The organism is Peptoniphilus raoultii, assembly GCF_900099555.1.
GTDB classification, from domain to species: Bacteria; Bacillota; Clostridia; order Tissierellales; family Peptoniphilaceae; genus Peptoniphilus_A; species Peptoniphilus_A raoultii.
Genome location: NZ_FMWM01000002.1, coordinates 98671 through 119066 on the forward strand (window position 1 = coordinate 98671; position 20396 = coordinate 119066).

Consider the following 20396-nt stretch of genomic DNA (forward strand, 5'->3'; position numbering starts at 1 on the left):
CTCCATATATATACAATAAATTACTTTACATTCCTAAAAAAATATTATATCAAAATAAGCTAACTTATTCAATCTGTGGTGATTTTAAGCCTCTTCCTTCAAAAAAATCTAAAATAATTTTAAAGACCTTTTCATTTTCCTCTTCCCTTAAAACTTCATGCTTCATTCCCTTCATTATCCTATAAGAAATATTTGTATATCCAATTTTTCTTAAAATTTCAAGAGAGTCCTTTAATTTTTCCTCACTTCCCACAACCTCGTCATCCTCACCAGTTATTGATAGAATTCCAAGATTCTTATTTTGACACTTGTAATTTTTAATATTTCTTAATTCTTTCATGGCCCTAAAAACGGTGAGAGCACCCTTATTCCTGAAAAATTTAAGCATAAGAGGATCTTTTTTTGCCTCTTCAATATTTTTCTTATTATAAGATAGCCATTCAATTTTTCTACCGCCATTATAAAGCTTATTTAAAAGCCTTGACCTTGATTTTGTTCCCATATAAAAATTTAGGATATTTCCTATAAAAATACCAAGACCAACTAAGGGATTATAGGAAACAGTCCCCGTTAAAACAAGTTTTTTTATCCTAAAATCATTATCTTCCAAATAAAGCCTTGCAAAAATAGAACCCAAAGAATGGCCAACAAGAAAAATATCCTTGTTATAGTGAATTTTTATAAAATTTGAAATCATAAGCTGATCTTCAATAATCTCCTCCCAAAAATTCATATAACCATAGGGATAAAGTTTATTTACACTTGCCCCATGGCCACGATTGTCAGAAATAACCACACTGTAACCATTTTTAAGAAGGAAATTTATAAATGGCAAATACCTTTCCTTATGTTCCAAGGCCCCATGAATAATTTGCACAAAGGCCCTTTCATTTTCAGCCCTATAAATTTTTCCATGAATGCTTAAATTATTAGTCCCTAAAAAATTAAAATCCTCACCATTAATAACTTCCTTGTAAATAAAATCCTTCCTTTTAAATCTGTCAAAGAAAAAAATAATTTGCGGAAAAAGGCAAAGAGCGACTAGTAAAATAAAAAAATTAAAAATCAAAATAATCACCTCCTATATTTTATCATCAAATCCATAATTTGGCGGATAATATATTTATTAAAAGGTGATTAATTTTATTTTAAGTTTATAAAATCATTTTTTATCTCTTAAATAATAAAATAAAAATGGAATAGAAAAAAGAGTTACTAATTCATAAAAATTTTCTGTTCCCGGTAAAATCTTATCAAGTTCGGGGGCTATGCTAGAAATAAAATTACTAATAAAATGTATGGCTATTGTTACTGAAATTTTTCCCGTCCTCTCATAGATATAAGAAAAAAATATACCTCCCAATGCTGCATATATAGCTTGTACTAAAATTCCGTGCCAAATCCCAAAAACAATACCCGTCAAAAGAATTGCTAACAATCTGGACCTGAAAGAGAGTTTTATAGAATTGTGAATAATGCCCCTAAATAAAAATTCTTCCATAAGAGCGGCAAGAACTGTTCCATAGATCAAGGCTAAAATAAAGGAAGACTCACCTTGATTATAATTCATTGCCTTATTAAATAAATCTAAACTATTTTTTATAGCTGGAATAAAAGATAAATAATTTTCTGCTATGTATAGCCAAACTTCAGTAGTGCCACTAAGTCCAAGAGCTATAAGGAAAATTTGATAGTTTTTTAATTTAAGCCTTTTATAATCTCTATCAAAATTTCTTAATTCAGAACCCCTCCTATAAAAAACAAAATAGAAAATGCTCGCAAAAATTATAAGTTCAATGGAAGAACCAACAACCCCAGCAAAACTTTGGTCGGAACATATTCTATCTAAATATTTTTTTAAATAACCATAATTAAAAATTTGAAAAGCTTGGTCAAAAATACCCACTCCTATAGCTAGTAATAAAAATAAAATTCTTTTAGATTTTTTCATATTAACCTCCAAATATTTTTCTTTTGGTATTTTAACCTAGCGTGTATAAAAACTTTGTTAAGAAATATATTTGCACTTTAATTTTTTATATTTTACTTAAAAATTTTTCCAAAAAAATTAATATAAAAAAATATCTGCCGAAGTTTTCGCTCCTAACAGATATTTTTAAGCTGTATTAAATTATATTAATCCTATTTACTTATTCTTACCGTTCTACTAGAACCATCCCAATCTACCTTTGCTCCTAAAATTTCAGAAATAGCTCTTAGAGGGACAAAAGTTCTTGCATTCTTAACAATTGCTGGAAAATCAATGGTAATCTTCTTGCCATTTGCTTCAATTTCCTTTGCTCCAATAGCAAGACTTGCCTTATTATCGCCAATGACAACAATTTTTGTTTCAGCTTTCCAGTCAACTTTTTCGCCTAAAGCTTCAGAAATAAATCTTAATGACACCATTGTCCTTCCATTTTCAATATAAGCTGGAGTTTCAGGTTTTAATCCTTTTCCATTTACATTTATTTTTATTTCATCATTTGCTTTTTGATCTGCTTTAGCTTCTGCATTGGCATCAGTCTTTGGAGCTTCTTTTGCATCATCTGCCTTTACTTCATTGGCATTTGACCAATCAAATTTTAAATATGTTTTTTGTTCACCTGCACCTTTTCCGCCATCTGTAACATATGTCTTAACACATAACAAAATGATATTATTTGTCACTAGCTTTTTTTAATATTTATTTTACTTTTCCATTAATAAATTTGATAATTGCAATAGCTAAGATAAAAGTAAACCTCGGTTTATAAATTTCCCTTGAAATATTAGTAAATAATTGCTTACCAATCTGTCATAAAACTTTTACAATTCAAAAAATGCAAAAAAAGATATATCATATTAGCAATTATTTAAATTAATTACTAAATAATATATCTTTTAAAATTTTTAATATTAAATTATAAAACCTTAGCTAAAAAGGCTTTTGTTCTTTCTTCTTTTGAATTTTCAAAAACTTCTTTTGGATTTCCGCTTTCTATAATTTTCCCTTCGTCCATAAATATAATTCTGTCGCCAACTTCTCTTGCAAAGCCCATTTCATGTGTAACAATTGACATGGTCATCCCATCATTTGCAAGGTCTTTCATAATTGATAAAACTTCGCCAACCATTTCTGGATCAAGGGCTGATGTTGGTTCATCAAAAAGCATAACTTTAGGATTCATGGCAAGGGCTCTTGCAATGGCAATTCTTTGTTTTTGTCCACCAGAAAGTGAAGAAGGAAAGACCTTTTCCTTGTCAGGAAGTCCAACCCTATTTAAAAGTTTTCTTGCCAGTTCATTTGCCTCATCGTCCTTCATATTTTTTACTAGCTTTGGGGCAAGAGTAATGTTGTCAATAATATTTAAGTTATTAAAAAGATTAAAGGACTGAAAAACCATGCCCATTTCTGCACGAATTTTATTTATATCAATGGATTTTTGCGTAATGTCTTGGCCGTCAAAATAAATATTTCCAGATGTGGGTTCTTCCAAAAGATTAAGGCATCTTAAAAAAGTTGATTTTCCTGAACCTGATGGGCCAATAATAACTAAAACTTCTCCATCTTCTATTTCTTCATTAATCCCCTTTAAAACTTCTACTTGTCCAAAGGATTTTTTTAAATTTTCAACTTTAATCATTTGCCAACCTCCTTTCAAGAAGTGATAGGGCCTTTGACAGACTATAAGTCATTATAAAATAAATTAAGGCTGCGAAAATAAAGGGCCTTACTGTTTGGTAAGTTGCTGATGCAATTGATTTTCCAGCATACATAAGTTCCGCAACGCCAACTGTATAAACAATTGATGATTCCTTGATAAGGGTAATAAATTCATTTACAAGGGCCGGCAAAATATTTTTAACAGCTTGGGGCAAAATAACTTTTCTCATGGCTTGAGATCTTGTAAGCCCAAGTGATCTTGCAGCTTCCATTTGTCCCTTGTCAATAGAATTAATTCCTGATCTAATAATTTCTGCAACGTAAGCTCCTGAATTTAAGGAAATTGAAAGAGAGCAAAGAAGCATTGGAGCCTTTAAAAATCCCAATGAGTCCGGAATAATTTTTTTAAGACCGAAATATACAATCATGATTTGAACAAGCATTGGCGTTCCTCTTACAATTTCTATATAACATGTTGCTAAAAATTCTAAAATTTTATTTTTTGATATTTTCATAAGGGCCAAGAGAATTCCTAGGGCAAGACCAAGACATACACCCACAAGAGAAAGCTCTATTGTAACCCATGCCCCCCTTAAATAGGCAGGCATAAAAGTCTGGATAAATTTAATTTGGGAATCTATAAATTCCATAGTCACCTCCAAAATATATAAAAGAAAAAATCCCTACATAGTAGGGAATTTATCTTTACTTACTTTCACTAACTTCTTGGTGAGAAAGTTCTATATTCTCATCAAGCCACTTGTCAACTTGGCCTGAATCTTTTAATTCACTAACTATTTTTGAAACTTCATCTAAAAGAGAATTGTTTCCTTTTTTAATTGCAACTGCAAATCCCTTTTCCTTTGGAGCTCCAACATCTTCAATTACAGCAAGACCTTCATTTAAATAAACAAATTCCTTGGCTGGAAGTTCTGATAAAAATATGGCATCAACAGATTTATTTTTTAATTGTTCGATTAAAACATTATTTAAATCATAAGCCTGTGCATCGCTACCAAACATTTCTTCAGCATAAGTTTGTTGAACGGTATTAATTTGAGTTCCAACCTTTTTGCCCTTTAAATCATCAAGAGTTTTATAAAGATCTTTGTCTTCTTCTCTAACTACAATAACTTGTCCGCCTGAGTAATAAGGAGCTGAAAAGTCAACTTCTTTCTTTCTGTCATCACTTGCTTCCATTCCTGCAAGTACAATGTCAACATCGCCTGCTTTTAAAGATGCTAAAAGTCCTTCAAAAGCCATATTCTTAATTTCAAGTTCAACTCCAAGCTTATCAGCAATGGCCTGTGCAATATTCATATCAAGGCCCAAATATTTTTCTCCGCCATCTTTATAAGAAACCCATTCCATTGGCGGGAAATCTGCACTTGTTCCTACAACAATTTTGCCCTTTGCCTTAACATCTTCTAAAGAAGAATCTGATGCATTTTCCGTAGCTTCAGCACCTTCTTTTGTATTCTCACCTGTTGCCTGATTTTCAGATTTTACATTTGCATTAGCACTGTCACCTTGAGTCTTATTTCCTCCGCAAGCAACTAAAGTTAAAGTCAAACATAAAATTAGAATAGAAGTTAATAATCTTTTCATCCTGCTTCCTCCTTTTAAAAAATAATTATGTTAAATTATAAACCATTAATCCTATAAAATCAAATAAATATTGAAATAAATCATCAATAAATTCTTGACTTTTTTTGGGGGCTCAAATATTCTTTATTATGGTGATTAAATGATTATTAAGGAAATAAATAATAATGTGGGTCTTATTTTTTTAAACAGACCCAAAAATATAAATGCCTTAAATCTTCAAATGATTAGCGATTTAAAAAATGTCTTTGAAGAATGGGAAAATAATGATGAAGTAAAAATAATTTTGCTTGATGGCCTTGGTGACAAGGGTTTTTGTGCTGGCGGAGATTTAAAAAATACCTACTATGATTTTGTAAATAATGACGAGTGTGAAGATAAATTAAAACTTTTTAAGGAAGAATTTGCCCTCCATAAATATGTTAAAAATTATAAGAAAAAAATAATATGCAATTATTTTGGAGTTGTTATGGGCGGCGGGATTGGTCTTTCTATAAATAATGATTTTAAAATTTGCAGCGGAAAAGTAAAATGGGCAATGCCTGAAATAAAACTTGGATTTGTACCTGATGCTGGAGTTGGACATTTTCTTTCTAGGCTTCCCCACCCAATTGGCCTTTATCTTAGTCTTACTGGCGAAAGTATTGAAGCCTCTGATTTAATTCGTCTTGGCCTTGCCGACCTTTACATTGATCCCAAGGACTATGAAAATCTTCAAAATTTGCTATTTAAAATTGCTAGGGAAAATGACGAAGATAAAATTTTAGAAGTTTTTAAAAATGAATCCAAGGATTTTGCCAAAGATTTAGAAGACACAAGGCTTAGCAAGAATATGGAAAAAATAGAAAAATATTTTTCTCACAAAAATTTTAAGGCCATTTTTGAAGGTTTAAAGGAAAATTTCGACGACTCCTTTGCCTATAATTATTATAAGGCCCTTAAAAGCTATTCTCCCTTTATGGTCCTTCTTCAATTTGAAAAATATTTTGCTGAAAAAAAATGGTCCTTTGAAGAAAGTTTAAATAAAGATTTGGCAGTTCTTGACTATGCCATAAAAAGCGGAAGAATAAAGGAAGGCATTAGGGCATCAATGATTGATAAGGATAATAAGCCCCTATGGCCCTTAAAATCCTTTGATCAAGTGAAAAAATATGAGATTTTAAAAATACTTGAATCAAATGAATTTAATATTTAAAGGAGATAATTTTGACTAAAGATAGGGATATAAATATTGATTTAATCAAAAGTCTTGCAATTCTATCTTTAGAATCGTCTAGTTCCTTTTTCCGACTTCTTAATACTTGATTTAACTCGCTGGTTTTCTTCTCCAAAACTAATAAACAAAAATACGGAGGTTGTTGATAATGAGCAAATTTACAGAATCAAAAAATTCTTTTGATCTTAAATATAAGAATGCATCTAATTTAGACTCTTTTGTATCTGTACACTTGAATTCAAATGCAAACTGCAATATAAAAGATAAAAATTATAAGTCCAATGAAGAGTACTACAAATGGCAATTAGTTTATACATTAGTAAATTCTGGTTTAATTCCTAATGAATATATAGGAACTGAAGTATATTTTCCAAAAGGAAATAAAAACTCTGCACCAATAAAATTAGATATTGCTATTTTTGATGATACTAATTGGTTTAAACATTATGAATCGTATCATAGTAAAAATGATCTTGATTCATTAAGTTGGTTAAGAGAGCATCTCATAATGCCGATTGAAATAAAAAATGAAAATGGGAATAATGTGTTAGAGGTTTGGGATAAACAATTAAAATCTTATATGAAAGAAAGCGAAAGAAAAATCTGCTTTGGTGCACTCTATGATACAGAAAGGCTCTATTTATTTAAAAAGATAAATGGTAAGTTCATAAGGTTAAATGATGAATATAATGAGAAAAAGGAGAAATCGAATTCTAAAGAATTAAGTTTGCAATTAACAGACAGTTATAATAATTTCCCCAGTATTGATAAATTGAAAGATTGGGATAATAATTTAAAAATTGATAGATCAAAAAGAACGATATATGATTTGGATGTAATTTCTGGAGTACATTCTCAGCAAATTAACACAGCGATGTCACATATACTTAGAACAATGGACAAACAAGGTTTAGTTAATCAAAAGGGCTATGAAATTTTACTACAAATAATTTCTTTAAAAATTTATGATGAAAAGAGAAATGAAAAATTTGGAACTTCACTAGACTTTTATATAGCTGATGAAGTACAATCCTTAACTTTAGCAGACCCACTTATACAGGAATTTATTAATAGGATTGAATCAATAAAAGAAGAGGCTGAAGGCAAATATTATAGAATATTAAGTGAATGGTCTTTTAATAGAAAAAATGAAGGACACGTTAAAGTTTTGTTTGAAATGGTAAAACAATTTCAAGACTATTCGTTCGTTCTTTCTACAAAGACTGATTTATATCAATTAGTTTTCTATACTTTTGCCTCACAATTTTCAAAAAATGAAAATGCACAGTTTGTTACTCCTTTGCCAGTTATTGAATTTTTAGTTAACATAGTAAACCCTAGGAATCAAGAAACAGTAATAGATCCAACTGTAGGGATAGCAGATTTTTTGTCTGTGTCATATGTTAACTCAAAAAGTAAGTTAGATGATAATAATATTTTTGGGTTTGACAATGATACTGATATGGTTAAACTAGCAACTTTAAACATGTTGTTAAATGGAGACGGTAATGCGAAGATATTATCAAAACCTAACTTAGGTTCTATTGATACGAAATTTAGTAATAATGGCAATTTAATTGAGTTGGATCCAACAACTAATAAAAATGGAAACTGGGATAGTAGGACTGATTCCGAAAAATTGCTAAAGTTTGATGTGGTTCTTACAAATCCACCATTTGGTGAGGACAGAGCATTTGAACCAAGAGACACTTATGAAAAAGAAATAATATCTTGCTATGAATTGTGGAATAAATATAACTCTACAAAGATTGACTTAGGAGTAATTTTTCTGGAAAATGCCTTTAGAATACTAAAAGAAAATGGCAGAATGGGAATAGTGTTATCTAATTCAATTGCTTCAATTGATAGCCATAGAATGGCCAGAGAGTGGTTAATGGATAACATGAGAATAGTTGCAATCTTTGATTTACCAGCTGGAGTCTTTGCTGAAACTGGAGTTAATACAACATTAATAGTTGCATATAAGCCTTCAAAAAGTAGATTATCTGAACTGCAAAATAAAAACTACGAAGTTTTTTTTAGGAATATTGAGAATGTTGGATATGAGGTAAAAACAAAAAAAAGAGTAAAAGTTTTTGAGCCTGTCTATGATATTGATTATAATAATTTTCAAGTAATAATGGACGAAAATGGAAGTCCATTATTAGATGAAGATTTTACAGAGACAGTTAAAGACTTTAAACAATGGGCTTTAAGCCAAGAAACAGAATTAATAGATCTTTTTGTAAAGGAAAAATAATATGAAGTATGTAGATTCTCCTAAAACAGTAACATATTGTGAAATTATTGAAAATAAGTCAAGCCTTTCATCATCACAGTATAAAAAAACGCTTCAAAGCACAACTAAAATGATTCCTCTTAAAAAATTTTTAAAAGAGCCCCTGACAAATAATTTTTTAGGTAGTGAAATAGGATCAGAAAATTATGTAAAAAAATCAACACATTATTTCATGAGAACCAAAGCACTAAAAAATTACTCAAGTATCTTGAATTTTTCTAAAGAATCCTTAATTCCTATGAAACCTGATTGTTTTATAGGAAATGGATTAAGAAAAGGAGATTTGCTTATATCAAAAGATAGCAATATTGGAGAAATAGCAATTTCTCAAGGAGATTTCCCTAACATAATGTGTTCAGGAGCCATTTATAAGTTGCCTATCAAGGAAGAATATTCAAAATATATATTTGCACTTATAAAGCACCAAATGTTTAGAGAGCAACTAGATATATTAGTGCCTAAAGGTGCAACTATTAGACATGCAAAAACATTATTCCTTGATTGTCTTATACCAGTTCCTTCAAAAAAAGATTTAGAACTAATTAATCTTCTAGTAGATTGTATTTTTAAAATAGAAGTTAAGATTGATGAATTATTTAATGAAACTCTACAAAGTATAAGTAAAGAGTTGAGAAATGATCCATGTAAACATAAATTTTCTACTAATTTTACTAAATACTCTGAAATAAGAAAAACTGGTAGGTTAGATACTGGTCTTTATAGTCATGAGTATATGTCTGTAATATCAGATATAAAAAATTATAAACATGGTTATGCTACTATTGATGAGTTGGGATTTAAGCTATCTAGAGGCCAAAATTTGCAAGTGTCTAATATAGGTAAAAGTATCTACAGTAATGAATATCACAACAATTTCTATACATTGATTTTGCCTAAGTATCTTTCTCAGTATGGTACTGTAAATAATTCATCATATTTAGGAAATATGAATAAATTAAAGACACTTGAAAAAGGTGATATTATCTTTGGTGCTGAGGGATTTGAAAAAGGTAGATCTTTTGTAGTTATTGATAATATGGAAAACACCATTACTAATATTCATGGAATAACTATAAAGCAAAAAAAGCACGACCTAAATAAAGGAATTTTCGTAAAACAAATTTTAGATTACTATAGAAGTAATGATATTTTTGATACTATATCAGTGGGTGGAAATGGTGGTAGTATGGCTCAAGCATACTGGGACTATATTTTATTTCCTTTATTTCCTGATAGTATTATTAAAGAAATCGCAACTAATTATTACAATTATGTTTATAAATTGAAGTTAGATAATCAAACTATCAATGAACTTATTATCTCTCCGATTAAATTCAATGAATATTTGAAATCTGGAATTATGAACTTAGATATTCTTTCAAAACATTTAAAGAAAATGTTGAATAGATATATAGATCAAGCGTTTTTTAGTTGTTATTAGACTTAAATTCGTGTTTATACTAATAAATTTAGTGAGTTTGTTCTATTTAAAAAGGCTATGAGTATTTTGACTCATAGCCTTTCATCTTGCCACCTAAAGACTCTCTAATTCAGTTTTCTAAAATCACTAATTCAATGAGCCTTTAAGAGCCCTTTTTTTAGCAAATCAATCTTATTTGATTATAACTTTCCATTCTTCCATATTATCCTTTAATCTTAGATAAGTGTGGCTATGGTAAGCTTCAACAAGTTCATAATAACCCCAATGTCCCTTATAAGACATATCTTTGTAATTGTGAACTAGATTTTGGTTTGCATCAATGAAATTCTTGTCAGGATATCTATCATACAATTTATTTAACATTGTTGCAACTTCTGCTCTTGTAATAAAATTGTCTGGTTTAAATGTTCCATCTGGATAACCTTCAATTCTTCCATTTCCATAAGCTTGGTTAATTGCAGCTTCAAACTTGTGACCTTTCACATCTTCAAATGGAGCAATAGCATTGTTCTTCTTGTCAATATGACTAATTAACTCAGCAAGTTCTGCTCTAGTGATCTTGTCGTTAGGTCTAACATTTTCGCCTTCTTTTTCTAATAAATAACCTTCCCTAAATGCAGCGTTGATAGCACCGTTGTACCACATATCTGCCTTAGTGTCTTTATAAATCTTAGAAGACTTGTCGCTTAAATCAAGTTTTTGAAGTCTTGCAACTACTGCAATTGCTTCAGCTCTTGTCATATCTCCATCTGGTCTAATAGTATCATCTGGATATCCGAAGATATATTGATCGTGAGAGTTAATAACTTCTTTTTCAATTACCTTCTTGTCAACAGATGCATATACAGGATAAGTTGGAGTGTATTCATGAATCTTAAACTCTGGAATATCATAATCAATTCCTGGTTTATTATCTCTTACACGAATTGTAAGTGTAGTGTGAATTTCTTCACCATCAACTGTTACTACAACTGGAATAACAATTGTGCTTGGTCCGTCATAATCATCAGGTACCGTTACTGTAATAGAACCATCTGAATGTGGAGTAACAACTAAACCATTGCCTGGTTGAACTACATCAGGAGTAGTATCAGGTATTGTAGGTTCTCCTTTTTTATCTTTGATTTCTGGAATTACAGTCTTAGTTTCTCCCTTGTCCATATCAGTGTCAGGATAAGTTACACTAGGTCCTTGTGGTGTAGGAGTAGTTTTATCCTTAACAGTTACCTTTATTTCAGATTCAACATCTTTACCATCAACTGGTACAGTTACCTTTACAGTAAAGCCTCTAGGTCCATCGTAATCATCAGGTACTGTAATATCAACTTTACCATTATCCTTAGGAGTTACAGTTACACCTTTTGGTAAATCATTAGTATTAGTTACAGTTGGAGTACCAATCTTATTTTCAGGTACTGGTTTACCATCTTTATCAGTTACATTTGGAGTTACAGTTTCTGTGTTACCCTTTTCGACTTCTGTATCAGGATATTTAACGCTAGTCTTATCTTCTAAAACAGTCACTTTAACTTCAACTGTTTCATTAGATCCATCTGGATAAGTTACATCAACTGGAACAGTTATTATAGTTCCAACTGTTGCATCTTTTGGAATATTTACAGTGATAGCTCCTGTATTAGGATCAACAGTTACATTTGTTTGAGTATCATCATTCTTAGTAAATGTTGTTCTCTTAGCTCCATCAGTTGGTGCTGGTACATTACCTTGTTCACCTTTTTTAGTAAATGTTGGTGGATCTATTTGAACTGTTTCACCAGGTTTACCAGAACTATTAGTATAATGTGGATCGTAATCGTCAGCGTTTTTAGTAGTAGGCACATTCTGTGCTGCTGTTGCTGTGAATACTTTGTTGTTTTCTGTAACTACTTTATCATCTGGTGTCCATGCTGCTGGTTCTTTGTAGCCATTTGCTGTGTCTACTGTTGCTTGTGGGAAGTCTGCGTCTACCAATGTTGTGTTTGGTTTTACATATAGATTCTTTTCTGCTACTGCTGTTACGCCTGTTCCCTTTGCAAATTCTACTTTGATTTTGTCATCTGGTAGTTTATCAGGATCTGCTGGGTCTACTACTTTGTCATCGCTTACGATTAACATTTGTTTTGGTACTTCTATTGTTGAAGTGTCTTTAAATGTTACTAGTAGTGTTCCTTCTTTTTCTCCTGCTACTGCTGATGTTCTTTCTGGTTGTGTCTTGTCTGTTACTGTTGCGTCTTTTAGTAGTTCTGCTACTTTGTCTTTGTTTTCATCTTTTGTAGCTTTTACACCTTTTGACCAGTCAATTGGATCATTTACCCATACTTTTATTGTTTCTGGGCTTAGTCCACCTAGTTTAGTTACTTTTTCTGCTGTTGTTTCTTTTTCTGCTGTTGCTGTGAATGTCTTGTTGTTTTCTGTAACTACTTTATCATCTGGTGTCCATGCTGCTGGTTCTTTGTAGCCATTTGCTGTGTCTACTGTTGCTTGTGGGAAGTCTGCGTCTACCAATGTTGTGTTTGGTTTTACATATAGATTCTTTTCTGCTACTGCTGTTACGCCTGTTCCCTTTGCAAATTCTACTTTGATTTTGTCATCTGGTAGTTTATCAGGATCTGCTGGGTCTACTACTTTGTCATCGCTTACGATTAACATTTGTTTTGGTACTTCTATTGTTGAAGTGTCTTTAAATGTTACTAGTAGTGTTCCTTCTTTTTCTCCTGCTACTGCTGATGTTCTTTCTGGTTGTGTCTTGTCTGTTACTGTTGCGTCTTTTAGTAGTTCTGCTACTTTGTCTTTGTTTTCATCTTTTGTAGCTTTTACACCTTTTGACCAGTCAATTGGATCATTTACCCATACTTTTATTGTTTCTGGGCTTAGTCCACCTAGTTCTGTTACTTGATCTGCTTTTGTATTCTTTGTTGCACTTGCTGTGAATTTAAAGTATTGTTGTCTTTTAAGAAAAGCTGGTGATGACTTTGTAACTGTTCTATTTGTTGGTGTCCATGTTACTGGTCCTTTGTATCCTTCTTTAAATGTTATATCTTTTTCTTGTGGGAAGTCTTTATCTTCAAATGTTGTTTCTGGTTTAACGTATGTTTTTCCAGTTGTGGTTATACTATCTACACCTGTTGACGCTAAAAATCTAACTTCTATTTTATCACTTGGTAGGTCTTCTTCTTTTGGTGCGTCTGGATCATTAGGGTTTAGTGTAACTATGTGTTCGCTTACGATTAACATTTGATTGTCTACTTCTAATGAAGAGCCATCATCAAAGCTTATTTTTAGTTTACCTTCAAATTTTCCAGCTTCATTTGAATTTCTTTCTGGTACAGTAATATCTGTTACTGTTGCGTCTTTTAGTAGTTCCTTTACTGCAGCTGAATTATTTTCAACAGCTGCTTCTACACCGTCTTTCCAGTCAAATACATCGTCTTTCCAAACTTTTATTGTTTTCGGGTTTAGTCCGCCAAGTTCTCTAAGTTGATCTGCTTTTGATAAAGTTAAAACTATTTGTGATCCATTTTTTAATGAATTTGTTATGCTTAGCTTGAATTCTTTATCATCAAGTGTAATAAGACCACTATCTTTTCCGTCTACTTTATATTCAATAGCTTTTGTTATATTGTTTAGCTCTTGTGTTGTTGCTCTTCCTTTTCCAGTAATTCCTTGTGCTATGTTATATTTTGTATATTGAGCTGTAGGTAGCGGTATACTTAGGTCTTGTTCTGCAAGTTTTACTCCATCAGCTGTTATATTAACACCTGTTTTTGTAGGTAGTTTATCAGCCTCAAGATTTTGTCCTTGTGCATCTTTATAAATTACTTCTACAACTGGGTTTGTTAATTCTATAACTGTAAACTCAAGCTTGAGTTCTGCACCTGACGGGCTTGTTGATGCATTTGTATATGTTGCTCTAACTTCAAAATTGTCAATAGTTTTAACTACAATGTTATATGAGTCAACATCTAAATTTACTGGCACATCAAACTCAATTGTTTGTTCTCCATCTTGAGTGAAGTCTATAGTTACTGGTCTGCCATTTTTTTGTGGATAATATTCGTTATCATCTACGTCATATATAACAAGCTTGCCAGTAAATTTGCTATTGTTAAATAAAGACCAGTCAAAATTTTGTGCTCCATTGCCAAGTCCTTTTGTAGTAAGCTTTACTGTCATTTTTTCTGTTCTTGTTGTTTGAACCGGAGCACGTCTAGGTCCATTATTTTGTACTGCACTTCTTGGTGCAATTAATTGAGGTTCTTTTACCTCTTTTATTGCTCTTTTGTCAATCTTAAAGATTTTTTTGTTTCCTTCATTAGTATATGGTACTTCATTTCCAGCCTCAACTTTATCTTTCGGTAAATTTTGACCTACTGCATAAATTGGACTTGCTATGGTTGAAAGTATCATAACTATTGCTAATAATAAGGAAATAGCTCTTTTATTCATAACTTCTCCTTTCTAAGTTATTGTAAGGGGAGGAAATCTCCCCTACAATATCTCCTACTTCTTATCTCTTTATCTAACTCTTAGTCTAAATGGATTTGTAGTGTAATCTGCTTTTCCATCTTTGGCTTTTACAGTTCCTTTAAAGATTATTGTGTCTCTTTTTTCAAGTGTAAAAGCTGAACCATCTTGATTTAAAAGATTCACTTTACTTTGTCCTTGTGGAATATTTGCTACATCTTTTAGTTTTGTTTCTTGTCCTTTTCTCTTAATAGTCATCTCTATAGTAGCCTCAGCCATAGAAGAATCTATCATAAGATAATTGTCTCCTACAACTGGAACTTCAACTTGGATTGTAAATACTCTTGATAGATTTGCATTTACATCAGTATCTGCACTGTTACCAAATTTGTCTTTTGCTGTGATCCAAATTTCTGTCTTGTCTTCTACTCTTACAAGTTCTTTAATTTTTTCAAAAGCTAAAGCCTTGTTTTCGAATTTAAGAATTTGATTGCCAGTAGTTCCCTTTGGACCCTTTGTGCCGTACTCGATTATTATTTCTCCTTCAGGAAGTTCATCTAAAGTTGCTTTTAAATCGATATATCTTCTAAATTTTTCTTCTTCTGTTTTAGCAGTTACAGTAGGACCTTTTTTGTCAACTATGACATAGTGGTTTGTATCTGCTACTGGATCTGAAGGTTTATTAGGATTTGGTTTCATTGGAGTGTATGGTGTGTCAGTTTCATCGCCAACAGAGTATGCTGGTTTCTTTCCTGGCTCATCAGATACGATTCTAATTAAATCATCATTATCTACTCCTGTTAGTGTAAGCTCTACTGTCTTTCCACCTTCGCCTGTTTGTGTTACATTATAAGGATCTCCACAATCAACCCATTTATTTTGAGTCTTATCCCATTTTTGAGGTTGATATTTTGTTCCTGGTACTACTTGGTTTGTAGGTCCTGGTTGAGGTATATCAAATTTTATCTTTGTATTACCTTGGTCATCATTTGGAACTTGATACATATTTGTTACAGGATAAGCTGGAAGTAATTTTGTAATAACAACCTTAGCTTGTTTTCCGTCAATATGTTGTACATTTCCAGAACCATCATTAATAGCTTTAGTGTAGTTTCCGTAAATAGTTCTCTTTTGTTCATCATCAGGAAGTTCTGTTAAATCTAAAGTTTTGATAACTAATTGGTTACCTTGAACTGTAGCTGTTATTCCATTTGAAGCCTTAAATGTTCCGTCTTGTTGTTTTACAAAGAACAAGTCAAGTTTTCCATCATTCTTTTGAGGGATTTGTAATTTTAATCCATCAACATTATTTTTGATGTCATCTGAGAATTTGATTTTTAATTCAGTATCTGATTCTTTAACTGATTCAAATTCTGGAACAGGAATTGTTTCAGGAGTATTTGTAAGGATGATGTCATATCCTTTTACTTCTTTTATTGCTCCAACTTCTCTTACTAAAGATTGTCTTGAAGTTGCAGATGTATAAGCATCTAAAGATCCATCGTCATTTTTAATTGTAAATGATTGTCTCTTTGCTAGAGGATCTCCATATCTGTCCCTGTCAGTATCAGTTTCGTGTAAATTCTTAGGAGCATTTGTTGCTATATCAAGTAATGATCCGTTGATTTTTACATAAGTTGAAATTCCAAGGTCTGCCCAATCATAAACTTCTTGAGAGCCTGCTGTTTTAGGTTGTTTGAAATTGTTATAAACATTTTCTTTTCCTTCTGGAATTACTACTGATATAAAGGATTTTCTTAGACCTTCTCTATCATAACCTGGCTCTGTCCATTTTAGAGGTGTTGTAAAGTTGAAATCATAATCTTGTATACCATTTTTTACAGGATTATATGTTGCTTGTTGCAATACTGTAGGTGTTGAATAGTCAGTTACAGCTGTTCTATAAAGAATACCTATCTTTAGATTCTTCTTTTTAGTAGCATCTGTAAGGTCTTTATACTTACCATATTGATGATTAGGATCTTGAGTAGTATCTATATCCTTATATTGTGGATGAACTGTAATATCGAAATAATCTCTATAGTTTGCATATAGATGGTAATCTTTACCTGCCTTTATAATTTCTTGTACACTCTTATTTACAGAGTATGAGAAACCATTAGGAACGTATGCCTTAGAGTCAGTTTGAAGAAGTAAGATTGTTTCTGTATTCTTAGGAAGAGAAACCTTAGGTTTTCCTGCTCCTCCTGTAGTCCAGCCATCTTTTATTTCTCCAATTCTAACATTGTTTTGTCCAGCTACAAATTCTGACAATTTACTTTCGTCATATCTGTCGGCGTCTGTAATATTTGAGAACTGTTTACTTGTCCAGCCCACAAATGTTCTTCCTGTCATTCTAAAGTTTTCAAGTTTTGCATCATAGTTGTCATAATTTTCATCAGTTTTAGCCACATTATTTTTTGATTCATTTTTGTATGGAGCTAATGGTAACTGTTTAATAGTGTTAGTTTTTCTCAAGTTATCCTTTGTTGCTGAAGTCATTTGGTCTATCTTTTGATTTGTTAGCGTTTCATCAGCCAAACTATAAGGAATTCTAACTATAGTTTCTTTATCAGCTATAAAGTTACCTTCAGAATCATAAGTGTTGTTTGAGTGAAGAACCAATGAAGGTGCTCCCCAAACTGCATAAACTTTTCTGTTCTTATCTACTGGAGAGTATTCGTTAAAGATATAAGTTTGTGTATCTGCGTCAACTTCTTTCCATTGATCTAATGTTGTAAGAACTTTTCCATCTTTTTCAAGTTTATAAAAATCATTAATATCTGTTAGAGGCTTTGTAGTCCAAGCGATAACTGATAAGCCATCAGTTCTTACTTTTCCTTGTGCATCTACATGAAGTTCTTGATCGAACTCTGCATCTGGGTAAAGTCTCTTTATGAAAGCTTCTGTTTCAGATTTCTTTATTGCTTCACTTACATTATTTATGTCATAAACATAACCATCGTGATTAATTAGATTTGCATATTTTTTATTTTTATCTTTGTTGTCTATTAATGAACGTCTTGATAAAGTTACGGTTTTATTAGTTTCGTCAACTCTGATGTTGTCTTCGCCTTGTTTAGCAAGGAATCCGTTTGGTACATAGTTTTCGTTTTTAACAGGTTCTACATCTTCTTCTACTACAGGAGCCAAAACTGAGTATTGTTTGTTAAGTGGAACTATCCTTGTTAAGGATACATTTTTATCTGGATATGTTACAAACTCAACTTTTGCTTGAACTTGTTCATATATTGGTTCTGAATTTAATGAAGTATCTCTAAATGCGTTAAGAACAAAAGCTTGGTCTTTTATTAATCCTAAACTCTTAACATCGGATGCTGTTTTAGTAGATTCTATATCAGCTCCATCTGTGTACTGTTTAGTGATCTTAAATTTAAGTCCTTTATATTCTTTTCTCTCATTTCCAAAACCGTAGGTTCTCGTGTCTTCTATATCAGCTGGGTTTAAAGTTTGTTCTTTATCTTTTCCATCACTTAAACCATATTCAGTTGGATTTCCATTATTGTCGAATTTTGTTAATTCAATCCAGTTTGAGCCGAAGAATTTTTTCTTTGGATTTTTTTCATTATCAACATGGATAGTAGATAAAACTCCGCCTTCGTCTCTAACTATACCTGTTACGAATTCATCATCTGTGAAGATTTCGTCAACTATAGGAACAGCTTGTTCTCTTATAGCTGAACCACCAATTCTTGAAACTGAGTGTTCCATATATAGTGGATTGTAGAAAATGTCTTCTTTACCAGCATATTTAGGATTTCCAATAACTTTATCGTCCATAACTTTTGATAAAGTAAATTCTGTACCCGCTACAGGAGTAAAACCATTAATTGTTCCCAGAGCGTTACCATATTTTCCATTAGATTCTACAATGTCCACCTTGATTTCGTTGGCATTGAAATCTTTTTTATTCCAAACATTCTTTGTTGGTAGCCAAACTGATAATTCTGTACCTTCATCAATTGAGAATCCTGAAGGTCCAGCTTGGGATTTGTTGTCCATTGACCCTCTTCCGTATACTGGAATGAAATAATCCCAACCTCCTTTATTGTTCTTCTTCCAATAAAATCCTTCTTTTTTCCAAGACTTCCATGAGCCATCTGGTCCGCCTATGTTAAACATAAAGTCATCAGCATCATTATTTCCTGCAAGTCCAGTTTCAAAACTTATTTTTGGATCGAATTGGAAACGAAGCATAAGCTTTTTATCGGGATCAAGATTTATATCTTTATCTGTTTTTACAGTAAACTTTCTAAATCCTGGTGCATTTGATGTTATATAGCGAGTATCAAAAACAAAGTTTTTAATAAACTTTTTCTCTGTTATAAGGTCTGAAGATATCTTTTCAGGGTCTATGTTGTATTCAAATACAAGGAAGAAACCATCCTTAGTTACATCAGATGAATAGATGCTTGTTGTCTCACCTTTAGGCAACATTTTTGAATTATAATGACTTGGATCAGTAGCATCAAGTTTTGCATTCTCTCTGTCTACAAATCTGTGACTTCCTATTTGTAAAAATATGGACTTGTCAGGACGTGTTGAAATAGGTCTTCCGTGCTGATCAAGTGCAATCTTTCCTGTATTTGGATCTATCTTAACTCCATTTAAATCTTTAGCAAAAAGTTTTATTTCCTTACCATAAACTTTTTCAGCCGAATTATAGTGTCTAACTGTACCTATTTCAGTATCTTGACCATTAATATCTATATATTTTATAAAATCAGGGTCTAAAGTTTGTCTTACAGCCACTGCTTCTTCTTGTTTATCGTAGTCTTGTTTATTTCCATTTTTTGTAGGAACATAAACAAGTGTAACCTTTTTATTTATCTTATCAAGTAAAAGAGTTGAATAAGCTGTATAAACCATATCCATTTCAATATCAGCCGCATTAAGAGCTGTTGACTCTATAAGGTCTTTTGGATGGCTAACCTTGTCCCCTACTACTGTTGTTTTTGTGTAAGTGTTGTATGAGAAGTTTGTATATTTACGCTTTTTTCTAGGCGTTGAGTCAGAGAACATCTTTGAGCCATCGCCGTTAAATGTACGCATTTGGATAAGCCAAGTTCTATCGGCAAAATCTTTAGCCCAATTTACATCGCCTTTTAATACAAGGTTTACTTCGTAGTGTCTGTATGAAATCCCTGCATCTTTATACTCTATAGACTTTGTCCAAGCTTGTTGATTAGGAATTGTTGTATCTGTGAACTTTAGAAAATCAACTTTAGAGCCTACAGAATAATCTACTTGTCTGTGTACTATATAAGATTTATCCCAGTCTGCTGCTAAGTAAATTTCTTTTGGAAATCTTAGTACGTGATACTTCCAAACACCTGTTGTAGCTGCTTGTTGTTGAGATATGTTAAATCTTAAAACAAGGTTACCATCTGCATTTAAATATTTTCCTTCGTAGTTAATACCTGTTGTACGTAAAGGATCATTTCCCCCTTGTCCGTTAATAACCTTAACTCCTTCTGGAAATTGCCAATATTCACTTCCATCGTCTGTGTTAGCATCTTTGTTTACCCAAGGAACTTTTGGCTTTCCTTCTGCATCAACACTTCTAGAAGATGTGCCAGGAACTTGTGGTTCTTCGGCAAAAATGTTGAGTGGCAATATTCCTACTATCATAAGTATTGATAAGAATAGTGCCATCAATTGTTTTGATATTTGTTTTTTATCCATTTCATTTCTCCTTTCTATT

General features: G+C 31.8%; 11 protein-coding genes. 3 read left to right on the plus strand and 8 right to left on the minus strand.

Going from position 1 to position 20396, the window contains the following annotated elements; all coding sequences use genetic code 11:
* Positions 1-64 precede the first annotated feature (64 nt).
* The 6 genes from BQ4446_RS00460 to BQ4446_RS00485 form a co-directional block, all read right to left on the minus strand.
* Positions 65-1069 (minus strand): alpha/beta fold hydrolase, encoded by a 1005-nt coding sequence (locus tag BQ4446_RS00460; RefSeq protein WP_245149627.1) that lies wholly within the window; start codon positions 1067-1069, stop codon positions 65-67.
* 93 nt (positions 1070-1162) lie between these two features.
* A complete protein-coding gene (locus BQ4446_RS00465) occupies positions 1163-1951 on the minus strand; it encodes a CPBP family intramembrane glutamic endopeptidase (protein WP_071025593.1) in 789 nt (262 codons plus the stop codon).
* A gap of 191 nt (positions 1952-2142) precedes the next feature.
* Complete coding sequence (locus tag BQ4446_RS00470; RefSeq protein WP_245149628.1) at positions 2143-2652, minus strand: copper amine oxidase N-terminal domain-containing protein; 510 nt, start codon at positions 2650-2652, stop codon at positions 2143-2145.
* A gap of 251 nt (positions 2653-2903) precedes the next feature.
* Positions 2904-3626: an amino acid ABC transporter ATP-binding protein gene (locus tag BQ4446_RS00475; protein WP_071025599.1), complete on the minus strand. Its 723-nt coding sequence runs from the start codon at positions 3624-3626 to the stop codon at positions 2904-2906.
* Positions 3619-4296, minus strand: a complete 678-nt coding sequence (locus tag BQ4446_RS00480) for an amino acid ABC transporter permease (protein WP_071025603.1) — start codon at positions 4294-4296, stop codon at positions 3619-3621. Before BQ4446_RS00480 ends, BQ4446_RS00475 begins: the two co-directional genes overlap by 8 nt.
* A 55-nt stretch (positions 4297-4351) precedes the next feature.
* The gene (locus BQ4446_RS00485; RefSeq protein WP_071025606.1) at positions 4352-5254 is read right to left on the minus strand and encodes a transporter substrate-binding domain-containing protein; all 903 of its coding nucleotides are present in this window, start codon (positions 5252-5254) and stop codon (positions 4352-4354) included.
* A 139-nt stretch (positions 5255-5393) separates the two neighbouring features.
* Between BQ4446_RS00485 and BQ4446_RS00490 the strand changes: the two genes are divergently transcribed.
* From BQ4446_RS00490 to BQ4446_RS00500, 3 genes are all read left to right on the plus strand, one after another.
* Positions 5394-6446 carry an enoyl-CoA hydratase/isomerase family protein gene (locus BQ4446_RS00490; RefSeq protein WP_071025609.1) on the plus strand — a complete coding sequence of 351 codons (1053 nt, stop codon included), beginning with the start codon at positions 5394-5396 and terminating at the stop codon, positions 6444-6446.
* A gap of 169 nt (positions 6447-6615) precedes the next feature.
* On the plus strand, positions 6616-8727 hold the full coding sequence (locus BQ4446_RS00495) for an HsdM family class I SAM-dependent methyltransferase (RefSeq protein ID WP_071025610.1): 2112 nt from the start codon (positions 6616-6618) through the stop codon (positions 8725-8727).
* A gap of 1 nt (position 8728) precedes the next feature.
* Positions 8729-10207, plus strand: coding sequence for a restriction endonuclease subunit S domain-containing protein (locus BQ4446_RS00500; RefSeq protein ID WP_071025613.1), 1479 nt, complete (start codon positions 8729-8731; stop codon positions 10205-10207).
* A 171-nt stretch (positions 10208-10378) separates the two neighbouring features.
* Here the strand turns inward: BQ4446_RS00500 and BQ4446_RS08440 are convergent, their stop codons facing one another.
* Both BQ4446_RS08440 and BQ4446_RS00510 read right to left on the minus strand, forming a co-directional pair.
* Entirely contained in the window at positions 10379-14653 is a 4275-nt protein-coding gene (locus BQ4446_RS08440) for an S-layer homology domain-containing protein (protein ID WP_083329002.1), read from the minus strand.
* A gap of 69 nt (positions 14654-14722) precedes the next feature.
* Positions 14723-20377, minus strand: a complete 5655-nt coding sequence (locus BQ4446_RS00510) for a hypothetical protein (protein ID WP_071025616.1) — start codon at positions 20375-20377, stop codon at positions 14723-14725.
* Positions 20378-20396 lie beyond the last annotated feature (19 nt).